Source organism: Pseudomonas sp. CC11G (assembly GCF_056174845.1).
Genome location: NZ_JBWBZC010000003.1, coordinates 237,913 through 257,108, shown reverse-complemented (window position 1 = coordinate 257,108; position 19,196 = coordinate 237,913). Strand labels below are relative to the sequence as shown.

The 19,196-nt window shown below is 61.3% G+C and carries 17 protein-coding genes; 7 read left to right on the top strand and 10 right to left on the bottom strand.

Features of this window, described 5'->3' with window-relative positions; genetic code table 11:
• Positions 1–41 precede the first annotated feature (41 nt).
• The 7 genes from AC0V2S_RS05790 to elbB all read right to left on the bottom strand — a co-directional run bounded on the left by AC0V2S_RS05790 (position 42) and on the right by elbB (position 5,761).
• The gene (locus AC0V2S_RS05790) at positions 42–479 is read right to left on the bottom strand and encodes a type IV pilin protein (RefSeq protein ID WP_475508897.1); all 438 of its coding nucleotides are present in this window, start codon (positions 477–479) and stop codon (positions 42–44) included.
• Positions 466–2,478, bottom strand: coding sequence for a pilus assembly protein (locus AC0V2S_RS05785; RefSeq protein WP_475508896.1), 2,013 nt, complete (start codon positions 2,476–2,478; stop codon positions 466–468). Before AC0V2S_RS05785 ends, AC0V2S_RS05790 begins: the two co-directional genes overlap by 14 nt.
• On the bottom strand, positions 2,475–3,017 hold the full coding sequence (locus AC0V2S_RS05780) for a pilus assembly PilX family protein (protein WP_475508895.1): 543 nt from the start codon (positions 3,015–3,017) through the stop codon (positions 2,475–2,477). The genes AC0V2S_RS05785 and AC0V2S_RS05780 overlap by 4 nt, the downstream gene beginning before the upstream one ends.
• Complete coding sequence (locus AC0V2S_RS05775) at positions 3,014–3,793, bottom strand: PilW family protein (RefSeq protein ID WP_475508894.1); 780 nt, start codon at positions 3,791–3,793, stop codon at positions 3,014–3,016. Before AC0V2S_RS05775 ends, AC0V2S_RS05780 begins: the two co-directional genes overlap by 4 nt.
• 12 nt (positions 3,794–3,805) lie before the next feature.
• Positions 3,806–4,363: a type IV pilus modification protein PilV gene (gene pilV, locus AC0V2S_RS05770; RefSeq protein WP_475508893.1), complete on the bottom strand. Its 558-nt coding sequence runs from the start codon at positions 4,361–4,363 to the stop codon at positions 3,806–3,808.
• Between the two features lie 147 nt (positions 4,364–4,510).
• The gene (locus AC0V2S_RS05765) at positions 4,511–5,029 is read right to left on the bottom strand and encodes a GspH/FimT family pseudopilin (protein ID WP_475508892.1); all 519 of its coding nucleotides are present in this window, start codon (positions 5,027–5,029) and stop codon (positions 4,511–4,513) included.
• A gap of 66 nt (positions 5,030–5,095) precedes the next feature.
• Positions 5,096–5,761 carry an isoprenoid biosynthesis glyoxalase ElbB gene (gene elbB, locus AC0V2S_RS05760; protein ID WP_475508891.1) on the bottom strand — a complete coding sequence of 222 codons (666 nt, stop codon included), beginning with the start codon at positions 5,759–5,761 and terminating at the stop codon, positions 5,096–5,098.
• 307 nt (positions 5,762–6,068) lie between these two features.
• Between elbB and AC0V2S_RS05755 the strand changes: the two genes are divergently transcribed.
• Positions 6,069–7,307: a sterol desaturase family protein gene (locus tag AC0V2S_RS05755; RefSeq protein ID WP_475508890.1), complete on the top strand. Its 1,239-nt coding sequence runs from the start codon at positions 6,069–6,071 to the stop codon at positions 7,305–7,307.
• Here AC0V2S_RS05755 and AC0V2S_RS05750 read toward each other — a convergent pair whose 3' ends face one another.
• On the bottom strand, positions 7,308–7,862 hold the full coding sequence (locus tag AC0V2S_RS05750) for a DedA family protein (RefSeq protein ID WP_475508889.1): 555 nt from the start codon (positions 7,860–7,862) through the stop codon (positions 7,308–7,310).
• Between the two features lie 210 nt (positions 7,863–8,072).
• Here AC0V2S_RS05750 and hemB point away from each other — a divergent pair, with 210 nt between their 5' ends.
• Complete coding sequence (gene hemB, locus AC0V2S_RS05745) at positions 8,073–9,086, top strand: porphobilinogen synthase (protein WP_475508888.1); 1,014 nt, start codon at positions 8,073–8,075, stop codon at positions 9,084–9,086.
• A 19-nt stretch (positions 9,087–9,105) separates the two neighbouring features.
• A complete protein-coding gene (ppk1, locus tag AC0V2S_RS05740) occupies positions 9,106–11,448 on the top strand; it encodes a polyphosphate kinase 1 (RefSeq protein WP_475508887.1) in 2,343 nt (780 codons plus the stop codon).
• Between the two features lie 115 nt (positions 11,449–11,563).
• On the opposite strand, the gene AC0V2S_RS05735 is transcribed toward ppk1, so the two are convergent.
• Both AC0V2S_RS05735 and ppx read right to left on the bottom strand, forming a co-directional pair.
• A protein-coding gene (locus AC0V2S_RS05735; RefSeq protein WP_475508031.1) for an IS3 family transposase occupies positions 11,564–12,786 on the bottom strand; the annotation gives its coding sequence in 2 pieces (ribosomal slippage) (positions 11,564–12,435 and positions 12,435–12,786; 1,224 coding nt in all).
• A 101-nt stretch (positions 12,787–12,887) separates the two neighbouring features.
• Positions 12,888–14,384 (bottom strand): exopolyphosphatase, encoded by a 1,497-nt coding sequence (ppx, locus tag AC0V2S_RS05730; protein ID WP_475508886.1) that lies wholly within the window; start codon positions 14,382–14,384, stop codon positions 12,888–12,890.
• A 347-nt stretch (positions 14,385–14,731) separates the two neighbouring features.
• Here ppx and trxA point away from each other — a divergent pair, with 347 nt between their 5' ends.
• The 4 genes from trxA (at position 14,732) to AC0V2S_RS05710 (ending at position 19,135) form a co-directional block, all read left to right on the top strand.
• Positions 14,732–15,058 (top strand): thioredoxin TrxA, encoded by a 327-nt coding sequence (gene trxA, locus AC0V2S_RS05725; RefSeq protein ID WP_457440514.1) that lies wholly within the window; start codon positions 14,732–14,734, stop codon positions 15,056–15,058.
• Between the two features lie 262 nt (positions 15,059–15,320).
• Positions 15,321–16,580: a transcription termination factor Rho gene (rho, locus tag AC0V2S_RS05720; protein WP_475508885.1), complete on the top strand. Its 1,260-nt coding sequence runs from the start codon at positions 15,321–15,323 to the stop codon at positions 16,578–16,580.
• Positions 16,581–16,703: 123 nt separating this feature from the next.
• On the top strand, positions 16,704–18,170 hold the full coding sequence (gene ubiD, locus AC0V2S_RS05715; protein ID WP_475508884.1) for a 4-hydroxy-3-polyprenylbenzoate decarboxylase: 1,467 nt from the start codon (positions 16,704–16,706) through the stop codon (positions 18,168–18,170).
• A complete protein-coding gene (locus tag AC0V2S_RS05710) occupies positions 18,170–19,135 on the top strand; it encodes a CDP-6-deoxy-delta-3,4-glucoseen reductase (protein WP_475508883.1) in 966 nt (321 codons plus the stop codon). The genes ubiD and AC0V2S_RS05710 overlap by 1 nt, the downstream gene beginning before the upstream one ends.
• The last annotated feature ends 61 nt before the right edge of the window (positions 19,136–19,196 follow it).

Here is a 19,196-nt window from a genome sequence, read left to right as displayed (position 1 = left end):
TGGACACCGGCGCCATACCTGCGCGGCATGGGCATAAGTGACTATTTCCAGCATTCCAGCGCACTGACGGTGCCGGTGGTGCCCGTTCTGCCAACGCCATCCAGCCACAGCGTGGCGCACGCCGTATCCGAGCGCTGCGGCCCCAGCGGTTCGGCGCGCAACCGGTAGCCACCGTCGCCCGGTTCGCTGGTGAGGCGGTACAGGCCGTTGTTACTGCGTACCTCACCGTTTTCTCCAGAGGGCAGTTGCAGCTCGCCCAGTGCGCTGGTGGCGGTGATGTGGTGCTGATGCTGCGCGTAGTGGCGTGCCTGGCGCGCGGCGGCATCCACCAGCAGGGCCTGTCCTTCGGTACGACTGCTGCGCAGCACGTGCTGGCGGTACTGCGGCATCACCATGGCATACAGCACACCGATGATCGCTAGCACGGCCAGCAGCTCCAGCAGGCTGAAGCCGCCGGCATGGGGTTTACGGTGTGCCATCGCTGATGACCCTCCAACTTTGCCGGCCATTGGCCCTCGGGCCCAACGACAGGGGAGCGCATCCGGCTTCGCCCAGCACACAGGGCTTGCCGCTGGCCGGGTCTTGCGTGATGTGCGTGTCTGGCGCCGCGGCAATGCCCGCCGGGGCCAGCCCTTCGTTGCCATCCTGGCTGTCGACCTGACCGTCACCGTTGAGATCAAACACTGGAAACGGTGCGCTGCCACCCAGAGCAGGGTCGATCACATACAGGCGCGTTTGAATATCGAGCTCGCAAGGCGCAAGACTGGGAATGCGGGTGCTGAACGACAGCAGTTCGCCGAGGCGTTTCGCGGTGTCCACCAGGCGCTCGCTGGCGGCATTCCCGGTGGACGGCTGCCAGTCGATGTACCAGCCCAGCTTGCCCTGTGCGTCGTGCTCGCGCTGACGCCAGTCAACTGGGTGGCGGCTCAGGTTGAACGCCAGGCCGTTGCTGCCGGGCACCGGGTGCAGGTGCTGTTGCTGCAGATCGGCGACGCTCACGGTGGCGCGGTCCTGGGTATCTTCCCCGCGGGTATGGCGGTCCCAGATGCCGTACAGGCTTTGCCCTTCGCGGTCGGCCTGCAGGTGGTTCTGCCCGGTGCCGACAATGATCAGGTAACCGGTCTCCGAAGGATGGCTCACGATGGCCGGGGCCAGGCTGATCGGCTGCGCCAGCGGGTTGCTTGGCTTGGTCGGCGCGCGGAATAGCGGTTGGCCGTTGAAGGACAGGCGAAACGCGCTCGCGTTGACCGGCCGCTCAGGCGGTGGTTTTTGCAAGTTGCCCTGGCTGGAGTCATACAGGTCGAAGCGCCACAGGTTGCCGAGGTCGTCGCCGGCATAGGCGTAATCGGCGTAACCATCGGCATTGGTGTCCGTCACCAGAGGCATCGCCAGGCCGGCGGTCGGCAGCGGGGTATCCAGGCGGCGGATAAGGGCGCCGCTTTGTATATCCAGCAACAGCAGGCTGGCGCGGTTGCCGGGTGCATCCATGCCATTGCCCAGCAAGGCGGCCCATTGGCCAGTGTGCAAGCGGGCGATGGTGGGCGCGGTCAGCAGGTGGCCGAGGGTGGCATCGTGGCGAGCGTCGAACTCCCACAGCAGCGTAATTCGGTCGGGGTCGGTTACATCCAGGGCGAACAGACCTCGCCCGCCGGCACCCAGGCTGACAAGCAGCACGGTGTGCCAGGCGTTGGCGAAAAACACGTCCTGGGCCACCAGCGGGCCATCGACGTAGTAGCGGTGCGCAGCGCCATTGGCGTAGCCGGGAGACGTAAGCGCCGAGAGTTTGGCCGTGACTGCCGCCGGAATGATCGCCAAACGTTCCGCTCCAGTGGTCCCGTCAAAAGCATGCAACATCCCGTCGTTGGCGCCGACATACACCTGGGTGCGTCGCGGCGTGCTCTTGAAGGCGGCGTAGGCTCCTGGCGGCCCGTCGTAGCGTTCCATGGTGGCCGTGTCGCGATCGGGCGGGCCGACGGCTAGCGGCCGGGCAGTGACGCTATCGCCTAGGCGGGGCAACTGCTGGCGCAGGGTCTCGCAGCCTTCCAGCCCGGCGCAGGGTTCGCCGCGCAACAGCTGCACGCGGGCCGCCCCGTAACCGTCGAGCACGCCTTGCGGGCTGCTGTTGAGCAGGGTCTGCTGCGCGGCATCCAGGCTGGCCCAGGTGAAGTCGACCAGGCCTGCGTGGTCGCTACCGGCGGTGATCTTGATCTGTCGCTGGAACGGAAACTGCTCGCTGGCCCGCCACAGCTCAACCGCTTTTCCCATTGTCGTCAGCCGCTCTTTGCTGAGTTCACCGGACCAGTGGCGCGGGTCAAAGCGGGTGCGCAGGCGGGTATTGGGCTGCTCGGCGGCTACCGAGCGGGCGGGGGCTGCCGGGCGATGGCAGAGCAGCGCAGGAAAGTACTCGTCGCCGCTGGGCGTCGCGGCCCAGAGCTGCGCGCAAACCATCAGCAGCACCGGGATAAAAAGCCATTTCATGGCTGGTCCTCCAAGTACGTACGGGCCACCACCGCGCGCAGGCAAACCACCGCCACCGCACAGTTGACGTTGAGGTTGGACGGCGCCAGATGGGGGAAAAACGCCTGGCTGCTGACTTCGTAGTAAAGGGTGCCTTCGGTTCTGGCTGCTTCGCCGTAGGCGGCCTCTACCGGTTGTTGCGCCGCAGGGGGGATCTGACGCACATACCAACGCACGCTGGCGCCGGTCGGCGCGGGCCCGAAGGTGCCGGGATAGACGGTGGCGAGGGCAAAATCCACCGCGTGGTTAGTGGCCAGGCCCAGCAGGCACGGCGGCGCGCCGCAGGAGGGCAACGGGGACGCAGCCTGGGCGATTTGCCGTTCGGCGTCGCGCAAGCCCGCCTCGGCGGCGTTGAACAAACGCTGCTGTTCCAGATGCCGGGCCATTACCTGGGTTTCCAAGGCACTGTCGCGCGCGCTGGACACCGCCAGCGCGGTCACGATCAGCAACAGAATCAGGGTCACAATCAGCACGCTGCCGCGTTGTGGGTTGAGTGTCATGGCAAGAGGTTCCTGAGTGCAGTGGTGCCTTTGATCACTTGATAGAGCCGGTCCGGCGCGGAGTTCGGGGTGGCCGTGCCGTGCCAGTAGCGCCAGGCGGCGGCGTGTCTGCTCGTCGCGCGGGCAGGCGCAGCGGTGCTTAGCAGCGCTGCGTAGCGAACACTGCGCACCGGATCGTTGCTGGCCGGAGTGGCCGTGTAGGTGGTGGCATCGGCGATGCCGTAAAGGCCCACGCCATAATCAAAACGCACATCGGCGATGCCTTCGATCAGGGTGGCGGAGCCGTCTTTGCTGGTGCAGACCAGTTGCTGGCTTGTGTTGACCGCCAGTTTCTCGATATAGGCCTCGGCAGGTTCGGCATAGGGCTGCGCCAGGCTGCTGGCATTGGCGGGGCGGCCGTTGCCCAGGCAGTCGACTTCGAGGCGGTCGCTGGGTTGATAGCGAATGCACAGGGCTTTCTGGCTCACTGGTTTGATCACCTGCCCGGCAGCGAAGGCGCAGCCCGCCACGCCAGACTGAGCTTCGCTGAGGGCGGGGAAGGCCGCTTGCAGGGATTGGTCCGGCCTGCGCTTGAAACCGGTGCGGGCCAGCTGCCGGTCCAGCCATAGCAGGGTAAAGCGCGCGTTGCTCTGGTTATCGGCCTGTGCGCGCTGAAACAGCACGCTGTTGGTGTTGTCGACCACCAGTTGCGCCGCTGCCAGCGCCAGGAAGGAGGCGATCGAGAGTGCCACCAGCAGTTCGATGAGCGACAGGCCATGTTGGGTGAATTTGATCATGACGACTGCCCCCTAGATTTCGCTGCGCAGGCGCACGTGGCAGTACGCATTGGCCGTCGGGCAGGCGCCTTGGCTGCCCGTCCAGGCCACCTGGATTTCGATGGCCTCGCCTTGCGCGGAGCACACACCGGCAGCGGGCGAACGGCATACATAGGTGGTGCCGGCCGGCAGGTCGCTTGAGCCGGGAAGTAACCTGGCGACCTCGGCTCGCCAGCAGGCCAATTGAGCGGCGGGTGTCGCCGGGGTAGCGGCGCAGGAGGTGGCGTTGGAGTTGGCCGAGGCGCCGTTTTGCAAATACAGCGCCCAACTGGAGGGTGTCGCGCGGATCAATTCCAACAGGTCACCGGCCAACATCGCTGCCGTGATTCGTTGCGTTGCCTCGGTGGTGTAGGCGATGACCCGGCCTTGCAGGGTGATCATGCCGAGCAGGCCGACCCCAATAAGCAAGGCGGTGACCAATACCTCCACCAGGCTGAAGCCGGCGGCCTTGAAGTGCGCAGGTATACGCGAGGGAAAACGTGGGGTGGGTGATGCAAAAGCAGGTGATGAAGGTGTCCGTGTGCTGTTCATGCTGGCGCTCCCTGTGCCATAGCCAATCGAGTGGTACTCCTTGCCCCGTAAGGCACCTCGATTGTTCTGCTAAAGCACGGTGGGATGAAGCAGGCGCGTTGCCGTTGCCCGTAGGAAAGCTCACAGCGCTACTTCAGCGATGAGGAATCAGCGGCACAGTTCGCCGTCGCTCTGCCCTGTTTCCAGCCCGACAGTCTGGCGCACGCGCCCCTGGCGGTTGATGACCAGTTGCCAGAGCACGCGGCCTTCGGCGGTGCAGAGAATAAAGCGGCCGTTGCTCGAGGCCATGTTGCCGTTGGCCTGAAACACGATGGTCTGATTGGCCTGGCCGGCGCCGGTCCACCGCAGACGGTCTCGCCCGGTTTGCGCGGAAAAACGCAGAGCGGTTTGGGTGAGCGGGTCGCGCATCAGCCAGCCGTCGTTCCAGCGATGGTCGCACTGCACGCCGTCACTGGAGCCGCAGAGCTCGACGCGCTGGTTGCCGGAGACGGCATCGCTGCGGGTGGCCTTGAGATGGCTGAGCAGGCTGTGCCGCAAGTTTTCCTGACGGTTTTTGTGCAGCTGCTGATTCAGCGAGGGCATGCCGATGCTGACGACAATCGCCAGCAGGCACAGGGTTATCAGCAGTTCGGGCAGCGTAAGCCCGTGGGAGAGGCGTGGTTGCATGGCGAAACATCCTTGTTGTCGTGGGCCATCCTGGCCGGTGGTAGCGGTGGTAGAGGTGTTGCGGCGTCAGTTGGGGGAAGTGGCCAGCTCAAGCACCCGGTCCACCAGCTTGTTGATGCCGGCGGCGGCCTCGCTGATGGAGGTGGCGAGCATATAGGCCGGCGTGGTGACCAGCTTGTGCGTTGGGTCTTCGACGATATCGTCCACCGTGCACGCCTGGTGTTCGGCACCCATCTGGGTGAGGGCGGCGGCCGTGTCGGCGTCGTTGCCAATGGTGCAGACGACGCCGGGGCCGAAAATTTTCGCGGCCATGGACGGGGCAATGCAGATCAGGCCGACGGGTTTTTTCGCTGCCGCGAACGCCTTGGCCAAAGCCAGCACTTCGGGTTGCACGGTCAGGTCTGCGCCATTCACGGCGAAGTCTGAGAGGTTTTTCGCCGCGCCAAAACCGCCGGGCACAATCAGCGCATCGAAGTCGTCGGCATTGGCTTCGCGGATGTCCTTGATGGCGCCGCGGGCGATACGCGCCGCTTCCACCAGCACATTGCGCGTTTCCGGCATTTCTTCACTGGTCAGATGGTTGACCACATGGTGCTGGGCAATATTGGGGGCGAAACACTGTACGTCGACGCCGCGTTGGTCCAGGCGCAGCAGCGTGATAACGCTTTCGTAGATTTCTGCGCCGTCATAAACGCCGCAGCCGGAGAGAATTACAGCGACTTTCTTATGCATGGCGATTCTCCGTTTCTCGTGGGTTGGCCGACTACTCGGCCTATTCACTCTGCTTGGCGCTTTCCAGGCCGCCCAGCGCCCTCGACCAACTGTGTGCTGTCAGGTTGATATGAGTTTGGACCGCAGTTTGCCGCAAACGGTGTCATGAAAATGTCGTTTGTCGGCGTAACGGCCTGTTTCAGAGGCGTCTGTCGCTAAATGCCGCTTTGGTTGTCACCTGATGTCGCGGTGTACCACGCCAGAGGGAGATAGCATCACGGCCTATAGTCCAAGCGAGTGGCCGGACAATAACAATGATGGGTGAGCCATGAATTACGTCCTCTACGCCGTACCTTTTTTCTTCCTGCTGATTGCTCTGGAACTGGTCGCCGACCGCTGGCGCGGCATGCGCACCTATCGCCTGGCGGACGCCGTCAACAGCCTGAGTGCCGGCGTGTTGTCGACCACCGTGGGGTTGCTGACCAAAGTGGTAGGCCTGCTCACTTACACCTTCGCCTGGCAGCACTGGGGCCTGCTGGACTTGTCGGCGCAGAACCTGTGGGTCTGGGTGTTCGCGTTTGTGTTCTATGACTTCTGCTACTACTGGAACCACCGCCTGGGCCATGAGCGCAATGTGCTATGGGCGGCGCATTCGGTGCATCACCAGAGCGAGGAATACAACCTGTCCACGGCGCTGCGCCAGACCAGCACCGGTTGGATTTTCGGTTGGATCTTCTACCTGCCCATGGCCCTGCTGGGCATTCCGCCGCTGGTGTTTCTGACGGTGGCGGCGCTGAACCTGCTGTACCAATTCTGGGTACACACCCGCCATATTCCGAAGCTCGGCTGGTTTGAATGGGTGTTTATCTCGCCCTCCAACCACCGCGTGCACCATGCGCAGAACGCGGTGTATATGGACCGCAACTACGGCGGCGTTTTCATCATTTGGGATCGGCTGTTCGGCACCTTCCAGGAGGAGTTGGACGAAGAACCGGTGGTGTTCGGCGTAACCACGCCGCTGGCCAGTTGGAACCCGCTGTGGGCCAACCTGCAGTTTTATGCAGTGCTCTGGCAGGACGCGGCGCGCGCCGGCTCTGTCTGGGACAAGCTGCGTATCTGGTTTATGCGCACCGGCTGGCGTCCGGCCGATGTGGCAGCCCAGTACCCGCAGGCGAAGGCTGATCTCGCCCAGTTCGAGAAATTCCACGTGCCGCTGCGGCCGGTTCAGCAGTTGTATGCCGCGGTGCAATTCGTGCTGTACGTGGCGGCCGGCAGTTACCTGCTGGCCAATGGCGCGACGCAAAGTGTGGCTGTGCTGCTGGGTAGCTGTGCGTGGATGGCGTTTGGTTTGTATGTGTTGGGCGCGTGGCTGGAGAACCGCCCGCATGCGCTTGGGCTGGAGGCACTGCGTTTGCTGTTGAACGCGCCGGCGTTGTGGCTGGCCGAGCAGGTCGGGCTGTTGCCGATCAGTGGCCTGGGCTGGAGTTTGCTGGTGGGCTACAGCCTGATCAGTGGCGCGGCGTTGCTGGTGATGACGCGTCGAGGCGCCAGCGCCGTGCCGGCCTGATCAGTCCTTTTGCGATTTGAGGTAGCGGCGTAGCCACAAGGCTGCGCCGATCAGTACCAGAGCGCCCAGTACCCACAGCTCGTACTTCTTGATGTTGCCCAGAATGCTTTCCATCACCGAGCCGAAGTGGAACGAGGCATAGCCCAGCACGGAGGCCCAGACGATGGCACCGATCCCGTTGAGGATCAGGTAACGCAGCGGCGGATAACCCGACAAGCCGATGGCCACCGGCATCACGGTGCGCATGCCGTACACGAAGCGGAAGCTCAGCACCCACAAGTCGGGGTGGCGCTGTATATAGCCCAAGGCTTTGTCGCCCATCTTCTGCAGGCGCGGTTTGCGCGCCAGCAGGCGGCGGCCATGTTTGCGGCCCATGTAGTACCAGAGCTGGTCGCCGGCATAACTGCCGAAGAAGGCCGTGACCACCACCAGATTGATGTCCATGTAGCCACGGAACGCGAGGAAACCGGCCAATACCAGAATGGTCTCGCCTTCGAAAAAGGTGCCGAGAAACAAGGCGAGGTAACCGAAGTCCTGCAGAAATTGTTGGAGCATCGTCAGCGTGCACAGCGAAATGAACGCGCAGCCTAACCTGCCAGCGCGTCAGGGGAAAGCGTGACGCATCAGCCCTTAGTCTATTCAAAGGAAGAACGGCCGTTGGCTGCGGCGCGCCGTCGCATAGGTGCCAGCTTTTGTCATTCTTTGGTCATAATGGCCGCCTATAACTGTCACACTCGCCCGTTTGTGCGGGCCCAGGAGTCTGCCGTGAGCTTTACCCCCGCCAATCGTCTGTTTCCCGCTACCCGCCTGCGCCGTAACCGCCGCGATGATTTTTCCCGTCGCCTGGTGCGCGAGAACGTGCTGACGGTCGACGACCTGATCCTGCCGGTGTTTGTGCTCGACGGTGAAAACGCCCGCGAAGAAGTGGCCTCGATGCCCGGCGTGGCGCGTCTGTCGATCGACCTGCTGCTTAAAGAAGCCGAAACCTGGGTGGCCCTGGGTATTCCGGCCCTGGCCCTGTTCCCGGTGACCCCGGCCGAGAAGAAAACCCTCGACGGTCGCGAAGCCTGGAACCCGGACGGCATCGCCCAGCGTGCTATCCGCGCGCTGCGCGAGAAATTTCCTGAGCTGGGCGTGATCAGCGACGTCGCGCTCGACCCCTTCACCACCCACGGCCAAGACGGCATTCTCGACGAGCACGGCTACGTGCAGAACGACATCACCGTCGATGCCCTGGTACGCCAAGCGCTGTCGCATGCCGACGCCGGTGCCCAAGTGGTCGCGCCGTCCGACATGATGGACGGCCGCATTCAAGCCATCCGTGAAGCGCTGGAATTAGCCGATCACACCAATGTGCGAATCATGGCCTATTCCGCCAAGTACGCGAGCGCCTACTATGGTCCGTTCCGCGACGCGGTCGGCTCGTCGCTGAACCTGGGCAAGGCTAACAAGGCTTCCTACCAGATGGACCCGGCCAACAGCGACGAAGCCTTGCACGAAGTGGCGGCGGACCTCGCCGAAGGCGCGGACATGGTGATGGTCAAACCCGGCATGCCGTACCTGGATATTCTTTACCGGGTGAAAGAGGAATTCCGTGTACCGACCTTTGTCTATCAAGTCAGTGGCGAGTACGCGATGCACATGGCGGCTATCCAGAATGGCTGGCTCAGTGAGGCGGTGATCCTCGAATCGCTCACCGCCTTCAAGCGCGCGGGTGCCGATGGCATCCTCACTTATTTCGCCGTGCGTGCGGCACAACTATTAAAGCAAGGGCAGTAAGCCCGTTCGGGAATACGTAATGAACAGCGAAGGACTCAGCAAAACGGATGAGCTGAACGACTCAGCCGTCGTGGAAAAAGCAGTGGTGGAAAAGGCAGTGACCGGCAAGGCGGCAGCGGAAAAAGCGACCGTCGAAAAACCGGCTGCTGAAAAAGCCGCCGCTGAAAAGGCTCCGGTCGACAAGGCCGCTGCGGAGAAAACCGCAGCTGAGCCCGCGCCGGAACCGGCCGTTGAAGAGCCGGTCGCCGCTGCACCTGAGCCCGTCGCTGTACCGGCACCCATTCCTGGTCTGGACGACAGCAGCCTGTATATCCACCGTGAGCTGTCGCAACTGCAATTCAACATTCGCGTGTTGGAGCAGGCGCTGGATGAGTCCTACCCGCTGCTTGAACGCCTGAAGTTTCTGCTGATCTTTTCCAGCAACCTGGATGAGTTCTTCGAAATTCGTGTGGCCGGGCTGAAGAAGCAAATCACTTTCGCCCGCGAACAAGCCGGCGCTGACGGCTTGCAACCGCATCAGGTGCTCGCGCAGATCAGCACCTTGGTGCACGAGCAGGTGCACCGCCAGTACGCCATCCTCAATGACGTGCTGTTCCCATTGCTGGCCAAGCACAACATCACGTTTATTCGTCGCCGTTACTGGACCACCAAGATCAAAGCCTGGGTGCGCCGTTACTTCCGCGACGAAATCGCGCCGATCATTACGCCGATCGGTCTCGACCCGACGCACCCGTTCCCGTTGCTGGTGAACAAGAGCCTGAACTTTATCGTCGAGCTCGAAGGCATTGACGCCTTTGGCCGCGACTCCGGTCTGGCGATTATTCCCGCGCCGCGTCTGCTACCGCGGGTGATCAAGGTGCCGGAAGAAGTCGGCGGCCCTGGCGACAACCACGTGTTTCTGTCGTCGATGATTCACGCCCACGCCGATGACCTGTTCCAAGGCATGAAGGTAAAAGGCTGCTATCAATTCCGACTGACCCGAAACGCCGACTTGTCGCTGGATTCCGAAGACGTGGAAGACCTGGCGCGCGCACTGCGCGGCGAGCTGTTTTCGCGTCGTTACGGCGATGCCGTGCGTTTGGAAGTTGCCGATACCTGCCCGGCGCACCTGGCCGATTACCTGCTCAAGCAATTCAACCTGAGCGAGAGCGAGCTGTATCGCGTCAACGGCCCGGTCAACCTGACTCGCCTGTTCAGCATCACCGGCCTGGATAGCCACCCGGAGCTGCAGTACGCGCCGTTCACCCCGGTTATCCCCAAGCTGCTGCAGAACAGCGACAACCTGTTCAACGTGGTGAGCAAGCAGGACATCCTGCTGCTGCATCCCTTTGAGTCGTTTACGCCGGTAGTCGACGTGCTGCGTCAGGCAGCAAAAGACCCGCATGTACTGGCGATCAAGCAGACGCTGTACCGCAGCGGCGCCAACTCCGAAATCGTCGACGCGCTGGTGGACGCTGCGCGCAACGGCAAGGAAGTGACGGCGGTTATCGAGCTGCGTGCGCGCTTTGACGAAGAGTCCAACCTGCAACTGGCCAGCCGTCTGCAAGCGGCCGGTGCGGTGGTCATCTACGGTGTGGTGGGCTTTAAAACCCACGCCAAGATGATGCTGATTCTGCGCCGTGAGGCCGGCGAAATCGTGCGTTACGCCCACCTGGGCACCGGTAACTACCACGCCGGCAACGCGCGGCTGTACACCGACTACAGCTTGATCACCTCCGACGATGCGCTGTGCGAAGACGTGTCCAAGTTGTTCAGTCAGCTGATTGGCATGGGTAAAACCCTGCGCATGAAAAAGCTGCTGCACGCGCCGTTCACGCTGAAGAAAACTCTGCTCGACATGATCGCCCGCGAGACCGCGCTGGCCGCCGAAGGCAAGCCGGCGCATATCATCGCCAAGTTCAACTCGCTGACCGATCCGAAGATCATCCGTGCGTTGTACAAAGCCAGCCAGACCGGTGTGCGCATCGACCTGGTGGTGCGCGGCATGTGCTGCCTGCGGCCGGGTATCGCCGGTGTGTCGCACAATATCCATGTGCGCTCGATCATCGGTCGCTTCCTGGAGCACACGCGGGTCTTCTATTTCCTCAATGACTTCGACGAGAAGATTTACCTGTCGAGCGCTGACTGGATGGAGCGCAACCTGGATAAGCGCGTGGAAACCTGCTTCCCGGTGGAAGGCAAGAAACTGATCACGCGGGTGAAGAAGGAACTGGAGTCTTACCTCAGCGACAACACTCACAGCTGGGTGCTGCAATCGGATGGCCGCTATGTGCGTTCCAGCCCGACCGGCAACCAGAACGCGCGCAGCGCCCAGGCGACCTTGCTGGAAAAGCTCACCAATCCGCCGCTTAGCGTGCGTTGATGGTGTTGGGCTTCGCTGCGCTCAACCCAACCTACTCGCGATGTAAGTTGGGTTGAGCGCAGCGAAGCCCAACCAAGGTGTCTAGTCCTGAAATAGGTTTACACCTGTTTCACTCTCAAAACGCCCGATGCACCGCATCGGGCGTTTTGTATTCCAAGGCCAGATGTGGCCGCTCTTCGTTATAAATCCCCACTGACTCGTCCACCATCTTCCGTGCGTGCGCGAGGTTTTTGGGGCGATGCAGCAGGAACTCCATCTTCAAAATCCCGTTCACCCGCTCGGCCATCGCGTTCTGGTAACAGTCGTAGCCATCGGTCATGGAGCAAGTGATGCCGTGCTTGATGTGCAGACGTTGGTAAAGGTCCGAGCAGTACTGCGCGCCACGGTCTGAGTGATGGACCAACTGCTGATCAGTTTTTCGCTCGCCCACGGCTTTTTTCAAAGCCTTGAGTACCGACTCTGTGTGTAACGTCTCATGCACGTGGTGTCCCACAATTTTTCGCGAGAAGGCATCTGTCACCAGGCTTAGATACGCCACGTTTTCTTGGGTCGGCAGGTAGGTTATGTCGGCCACCCAAACTTGCTCAGGCCCCGTAGCAACGATTTGTGCAGGCCCTTCTTTTAGCAGGTTGGGATGGCGCCGGAACCGATGATGGCTGTGGGTGGTTTTGTGGTAGGCACGCTTGCGAGGCACCAGTTCTCGGGCCTCTCGCAAGATCGTGAACAAGCGATCCCGACCAACTTGTAGGCCCGCTTCAGCGTCGATATGCAGCAAGTGATGCAGCTTGCGCGTCCCCAGTCTTGGCTGGCGACGGCGCTTCTCCAAGACAAACTCCAGCACGTTCTGATCATGCTGGTCGCGGGCTTCGGCGGCCCAGATTCGCTTGTAGTAAGCCTGGCGCGAAATCCCCATGAACAGGCAAGCCCTGGTAACACTCAGGCCTTCGATTTGCCCTTGCGAGAGGACTTGCCGGGTCGCTTTTTTACGATGGAAACGCCGTAGTCGTTCTTTAGAACATTCACGACAGCTTCAAAAAATTGAGCCTTCTGGTTGCTCAAGGCGAGCTGCTCTTCAAGCTCTTTGATCCGCTGTTCTGGCGTCAGCGGTGCAGATGGCTCGTTCACGGCACGGGTCCTCTGAACTCGAATGGAGGCGCCTTGGCTCCAGTCCTGCCGACCATGCTTGCGTAACCACACCAACACTGTCGACCTGCCCTGGATGCCATAGCGGGTTTGAGCGTCTTTATAACTCAACTCGCCTTTTTCGACTTGATCAACGACCGCCAGTTTAAAAGCCAAGGTGTAATCGCGCTGGCTGCGCCTTTTCCCCGAATCCATTGAGTCCTCCTGAAAATAGGTCAGAAGGTGTAAACCTTATTCAGGACGGGACAAGGCGCATAAAAAAGCCGCTCAATCGAGCGGCTTTTTGTTGGCGGCGATTACGCCACGCTGAGGGTTAGTCCGATGCGCTTCAGCCACTCGGCCTCGGCTTCAAAATCCGCCTGCGTCAGCGGGTTAGCCGCCAACCAGCCTTCGGGGAACACCACGTCCAAGCTGTCGTCACTGGCCCGCAGTTTTACCTTGGGCATTTCCTGCGTGCCACGAATGTGGTGGAACAAAATGGCAAAGCGCAGCAGCACGCACAGACGCACCAGCTTGATGCCTTCGTCGCCGAACTCGGCGAATTTGTCCTTGGGAATATTGCGCCGGTGCCCACGCACTAGCAGGGCGAGCATCTGTTGGTCCTGGCGGGAAAAACCGCCGAGGTCCGAGTGCTCCACAAGGTAGGCGCCGTGCTTGTGGTAGGAGTAGTGGGCGATATCCAGGCCCACTTCATGCACCTTGCTGGCCCAGCTCAAAATCTCGCGGTGCCATTCTTCATCCAGGCCCCAAGAGGCAGCGACATCGTCCAATGCTTCGAGGGCTTTGGCTTCAACGCGTTGCGCCTGCTCCGGGTCGACGTGGTAACGCTCCATCAGCGCGCTCAGGGTGCGCTCACGCACGTCTTCGTGGTGATGACGGCCCAGCAGGTCATACAGCACACCTTCGCGCAGAGCGCCTTCGGAGTGGGTCATGGTGTGCAGGTCCATGGCATCGAAGACGGCTTCGATAATCGCCAGGCCCGCCGGGAAAATTGCACGGCGGTCCGGCTTGATGCCGTCCATGTCGAGCTTGTCGACTTCTCCCAGTTTGAGCACCCGGCGCTTGAGCCAGGCCAGGCCTTCAGCCGTCACTTCACCATTGCCATGGCCGCCGGCTTTGATTGCCAGGCCGACTGCGCGGATGGTGCCCGAAGCGCCAACAGCTTCATCCCAGCCCAGGCGGCGCAGGGCGTGTTCAATACCCATCAGCTCCAGGCGCGCGGCGGTGTAGGCCTGTGCGTAGCGCGCCGGGGTGATTTTGCCGTCGCGGAAATAACGCTGGGTGAAACTCACGCAACCCATTTGCAGGCTTTCGCGCAGCAGCGGTTCGAAGCGTTGGCCGATGATGAATTCGGTACTGCCACCGCCGATATCGGCTACCAGGCGTTTACCGGGGGTATCGGCCAGGGTGTGGGATACACCGAGATAAATGAGGCGTGCTTCTTCACGTCCGGAAATCACTTCCACCGGATGGCCGAGAATTTCCTCGGCGCGGCGGATAAACACCGAGCGGTTACGCGCCTCGCGCGCAGTGCCCACTACGCGAACGGCGCCCGGCGGCAGGCTGTTGGTCAGTTGCGCGAAGCGGCGCAGACAGTCGAGGCCGCGTTGCATGGCTTCTTCATTGAGTTCGCGGTTCTCATCGATACCGGCGGCCAGCTGCACCTTTTCGCCCATGCGCTCCAGAATACGGATCTCGCCGTGGTCGGCTTTGGCCAGAACGATATGGAAGCTGTTCGAGCCGAGGTCGATGGCGGCGATCATGGAGAAATGCTTGGCGGGGCTTTGCGGCATGGTGTGAGGGTCTCAGAGCTGTAGCGCGACATCCTGCCATGATCGGGCGCCTGCGCCAACGCGAGAGGGCCAGACGTGATGTCGATGCTGGAGTTGTTCTTTATAGCCGCAGGTCGGGCGGTGACAAGGTTTGGCCGCGCAGTATGCCGATGCTGTACGTCGTAATTATGACCAGCATCAGCGCGGGCCCTACAGAAACGGAGCGACCACGGCAGTTTTTAGTTCAATGCATGATCAGCATTTGCGCGCTGCACCATAGCGAAGCTCAATCGGTAGCCGCTTTCGGTGAGGACAAAGCCGGGCTATGATGGCGCCACTTTACATCCTTGCGACCCTGGAGAGTTTCCATGAGCGAATTCATTACCCACGTCAGCGACGCCAGCTTTGATTCGGATGTGCTCCAGGCTGATGGCCCGGTGCTGGTCGATTACTGGGCTGAATGGTGCGGTCCGTGCAAAATGATTGCCCCTGTTCTGGACGAAATTGCCCAGACTTACCAAGGCAAACTGAAAGTCTGCAAACTGAACATCGACGAAAACCAGGACACCCCGCCGAAATACAACGTGCGTGGTATTCCGACCCTGATGCTGTTCAAGAACGGCGCCGTCGAAGCCACCAAGGTTGGCGCACTGTCCAAGTCGCAACTCGCAGCATTTCTCGACAGCAACATCTAAGTCGTAAGGGTTTTCTCCTTTGCGCCTGAAAGCCCCGTCCTGTGCGGGGCTTTTTCATTGGTTCGGCACTAGACGCTCCGCAAAGCCGATGGTACATTCGGCCTCGCAACGGTTCCTCCGTTGCTCATCGTAAGCCGTCGCCGACGCATTCCTACTCGATACCCATCGATAAACAAGCAGGCGATCATGCTGCCTCTGCGCAGCCCGGCCTCATAAGCTAAACGCTTATTTTCCCCCTCCTTCATGATTACGTCATTCCTATATGAATCTGACTGAACTCAAGCAAAAGCCGATTACCGACCTGCTAGAAATGGCCGAACAGATGGGCATAGAAAATATGGCCCGTTCGCGCAAGCAGGACGTGATTTTCTCCCTGTTGAAAAAGCACGCGAAAAGCGGTGAGGAAATCTCCGGTGATGGCGTGCTGGAGATCCTCCAGGACGGCTTCGGCTTCCTGCGTTCCGCCGACGCCTCGTACCTGGCCGGCCCGGACGACATCTACGTTTCGCCTAGCCAGATCCGCCGCTTCAACTTGCGCACTGGCGACACCATTGTTGGCAAGATCCGCCCGCCGAAAGAAGGCGAGCGTTACTTCGCTCTGCTCAAGGTCGACACCATCAACTTCGACCGCCCAGAGAACGCCAAGAACAAGATCCTGTTCGAAAACCTGACGCCGCTGTTCCCTACCAAGCGGCTGATGATGGAAGCCGGCAACGGCTCCACCGAAGACTTGACCGGCCGTGTTATCGACCTCTGTGCCCCTATCGGCAAGGGTCAACGCGGTCTGATCGTGGCACCGCCAAAAGCCGGTAAAACGATCATGCTGCAGAACATCGCGGCAAACATCACCCGCAATAACCCCGAGTGCCATCTGATCGTTCTGCTGATCGACGAGCGCCCGGAAGAAGTAACCGAAATGCAGCGCACCGTGCGCGGCGAAGTGGTTGCTTCCACGTTCGACGAGCCACCAACCCGCCACGTGCAGGTTGCCGAAATGGTGATCGAGAAGGCCAAGCGCCTGGTCGAGCACAAGAAGGACGTGGTCATTCTGCTCGATTCCATCACCCGTCTGGCGCGTGCCTACAACACCGTGATCCCGAGCTCCGGCAAGGTACTCACCGGTGGTGTCGACGCCCACGCCCTGGAGAAGCCAAAACGCTTCTTCGGCGCCGCGCGCAATATCGAAGAAGGCGGCTCGCTGACCATCATCGCCACCGCGCTGGTTGAAACCGGCTCGAAGATGGATGAAGTGATCTACGAAGAGTTCAAGGGTACCGGCAACATGGAATTGCCCCTGGACCGTCGCATCGCTGAAAAGCGCGTATTCCCGGCCATCAACATCAACCGTTCCGGCACCCGCCGCGAAGAGTTGCTGACGGCCGAAGACGAGCTGCAGCGCATGTGGATCCTGCGTAAATTGCTGCACCCGATGGACGAGATCGCGGCTATCGAGTTCCTGCTCGATCGCCTCAAAGCGACCAAGACCAACGACGAGTTCTTCCAGTCGATGAAGCGCAAGTAACATCGCGAAGACAGGCAAAAGCCGGGGAAACCCGGCTTTTTGCTACCTGCGCAGCGCCCATTGCGTCGCCCCGGCAGGCTAAACTTCGCACTTCCCTTCGAGCGCCCTACACGAGGCTCAAGCATGCAGTATCGCGATCTGCGCGACTTTATCCGTGGCCTGGAACAACGCGGCGAGCTGAAACGCATCAGCCTGCCGGTGTCGCCGGTGCTGGAAATGACCGAAATCTGCGACCGCACCCTGCGCCGTAAGGGCCCGGCCCTATTGTTTGAAAACCCCACGGGCTTCGACATGCCGGTGCTCGGCAATCTGTTCGGTACGCCCGAGCGTGTGGCCCTGGGCATGGGCGCCGAAGCGGTGAGCGAATTGCGCGAAATCGGCAAGCTGCTGGCCTTTCTCAAGGAGCCGGAGCCGCCGAAAGGCTTGAAAGACGCCTGGTCGAAACTCCCGATCTTCAAAAAGATCATTTCCATGGCGCCGAAGGTGGTTAAAGACGCGCCGTGCCAGGAAGTGATCGAAGAGGGCGACGACGTCGACCTCGGCAAACTGCCGGTGCAAACCTGCTGGCCGGGCGATGTCGGGCCGCTGATCACCTGGGGCCTCACCGTAACCAAGGGGCCGAACAAAGACCGGCAAAACCTCGGTATCTACCGTCAGCAAGTGATCGGCCGCAACAAGGTGATCATGCGCTGGCTCAGCCATCGCGGCGGTGCGCTGGATTTTAAAGAGTGGTGCGAGAAACACCCCGGCCAACCGTTCCCGGTGGCTGTTGCCCTGGGCGCCGACCCTGCGACCATTCTCGGCGCCGTAACGCCAGTGCCGGACAGCCTTTCCGAATACGCGTTCGCCGGCTTGCTACGGGGCAACCGTACCGAGCTGATCAAGTGCCGCGGAAGTGAACTGCAAGTTCCAGCCAGCGCCGAAATCGTGTTGGAAGGCGTGATTCACCCCGGCGAGATGGCCGATGAAGGCCCCTACGGCGACCACACCGGCTACTACAACGAAGTGGACTCTTTCCCGGTGTTCACCGTCGAACGAATTACCCGGCGGCAAAAACCGATTTACCACAGCACCTACACCGGCCGCCCGCCGGATGAGCCGGCAATTCTCGGCGTGGCGTTGAACGAAGTGTTCGTGCCAATTCTGCAAAAGCAGTTCCCGGAAATCACCGACTTCTACCTGCCGCCCGAAGGCTGTTCCTACCGCATGGCGGTGGTGACCATGAAGAAGCAGTATCCGGGGCATGCCAAGCGCGTAATGCTCGGTGTGTGGTCGTTTTTGCGCCAGTTCATGTACACCAAGTTCGTTATCGTGACCGACGACGACATCAATGCGCGGGACTGGAACGACGTGATCTGGGCCATTACTACGCGCATGGACCCCAAGCGCGACACGGTGTTGATCGACAACACGCCGATCGACTACCTCGACTTCGCCTCGCCGGTTTCCGGCCTCGGCTCGAAGATGGGCCTGGACGCCACCCACAAGTGGCCGGGCGAAACCACGCGCGAATGGGGCCGGGTGATCGTCAAGGATGAAGCCGTAAGCCTGCGGGTCGATGCGATGTGGAAGGACCTTGGAATAGAGTGATGAAAGTAACCCTGCAACCCTCCGGCGCGGTGCTGGATGTAAACCCCGGCGAGCGTATTCTGGATGCTGCGCGCCGCCTCGGTTATCAATGCCCGCAAGCCTGCCGCAATGGCAACTGCCATATCTGCGCGGCCTTGCTGGTCGAGGGCTCCGTGCAGCAGAACGGCGAGGCCCGCGACCACGGTGAATTGTTCACGTGCCTGGCCGAACCGCTGGAGGATTGCGTGTTGCATTGGGATGGCGTGTTGGCTCCCGGCGAGTTGCCGTTGCGCACCCTGCGTTGTCAGGTCGTGGCGTGCACAGCAGTGGGCGGCGATGTGTGGCGCGTTACCCTGCGTGCACCGGCCGGCAAGCCACCGCGTTATCACGCCGGGCAGTACGTGCTGATTCGCCGTGACGATGGCGAGCAATCGGCGTTCTCGCTTGCTTCGGCGCCGTCCCAAGGCCGCGAGCTGGAGCTGCATATCCTCGGCCGCGAAGACAGCGCGCTAAACCTGCTCGCCCAGTTGCAGCGCGAGCCGTTGGTGGAAGTGCAGATGCCGTTTGGGGATGCGCACCTGGCAGAGCTGCCCGATGGGCCGTTGATTCTGATTGCCGCCGGTACCGGTATGGCGCAGATGCACAGCCTGATCGAACACTGCCGGGCTGCTGGCTTTAAACACCCCGTGCACCTGTATTGGGGCGCGCGTCGGCCGGATGATTTCTATCAGTTGCCGCATTGGGCTGACTGGCAGCAGATGCCGAATCTGACCCTGCACCAGGTGGTCAGCGATGTCTGTGGCTGGCAAGGCCGTTGCGGTTTGCTGCACGAAGCCGTGCGTGAAGATTTCCCCGATCTCAAGCCGCTGCATGTTTACGCCAGTGGCTCGCCGATGATGGTGTACGCGACCTTGGATGCCTTGGTGGACGCCGGTATGGATGCCCACCAGATGCGCGCAGATGTGTTCGCGTACGCCCCGCGCTAAAAGCATCGAGGCTAAAGCCTCTCCCGCCTGTAGACGAGATCCTCCAAACAAAAAAACCGCC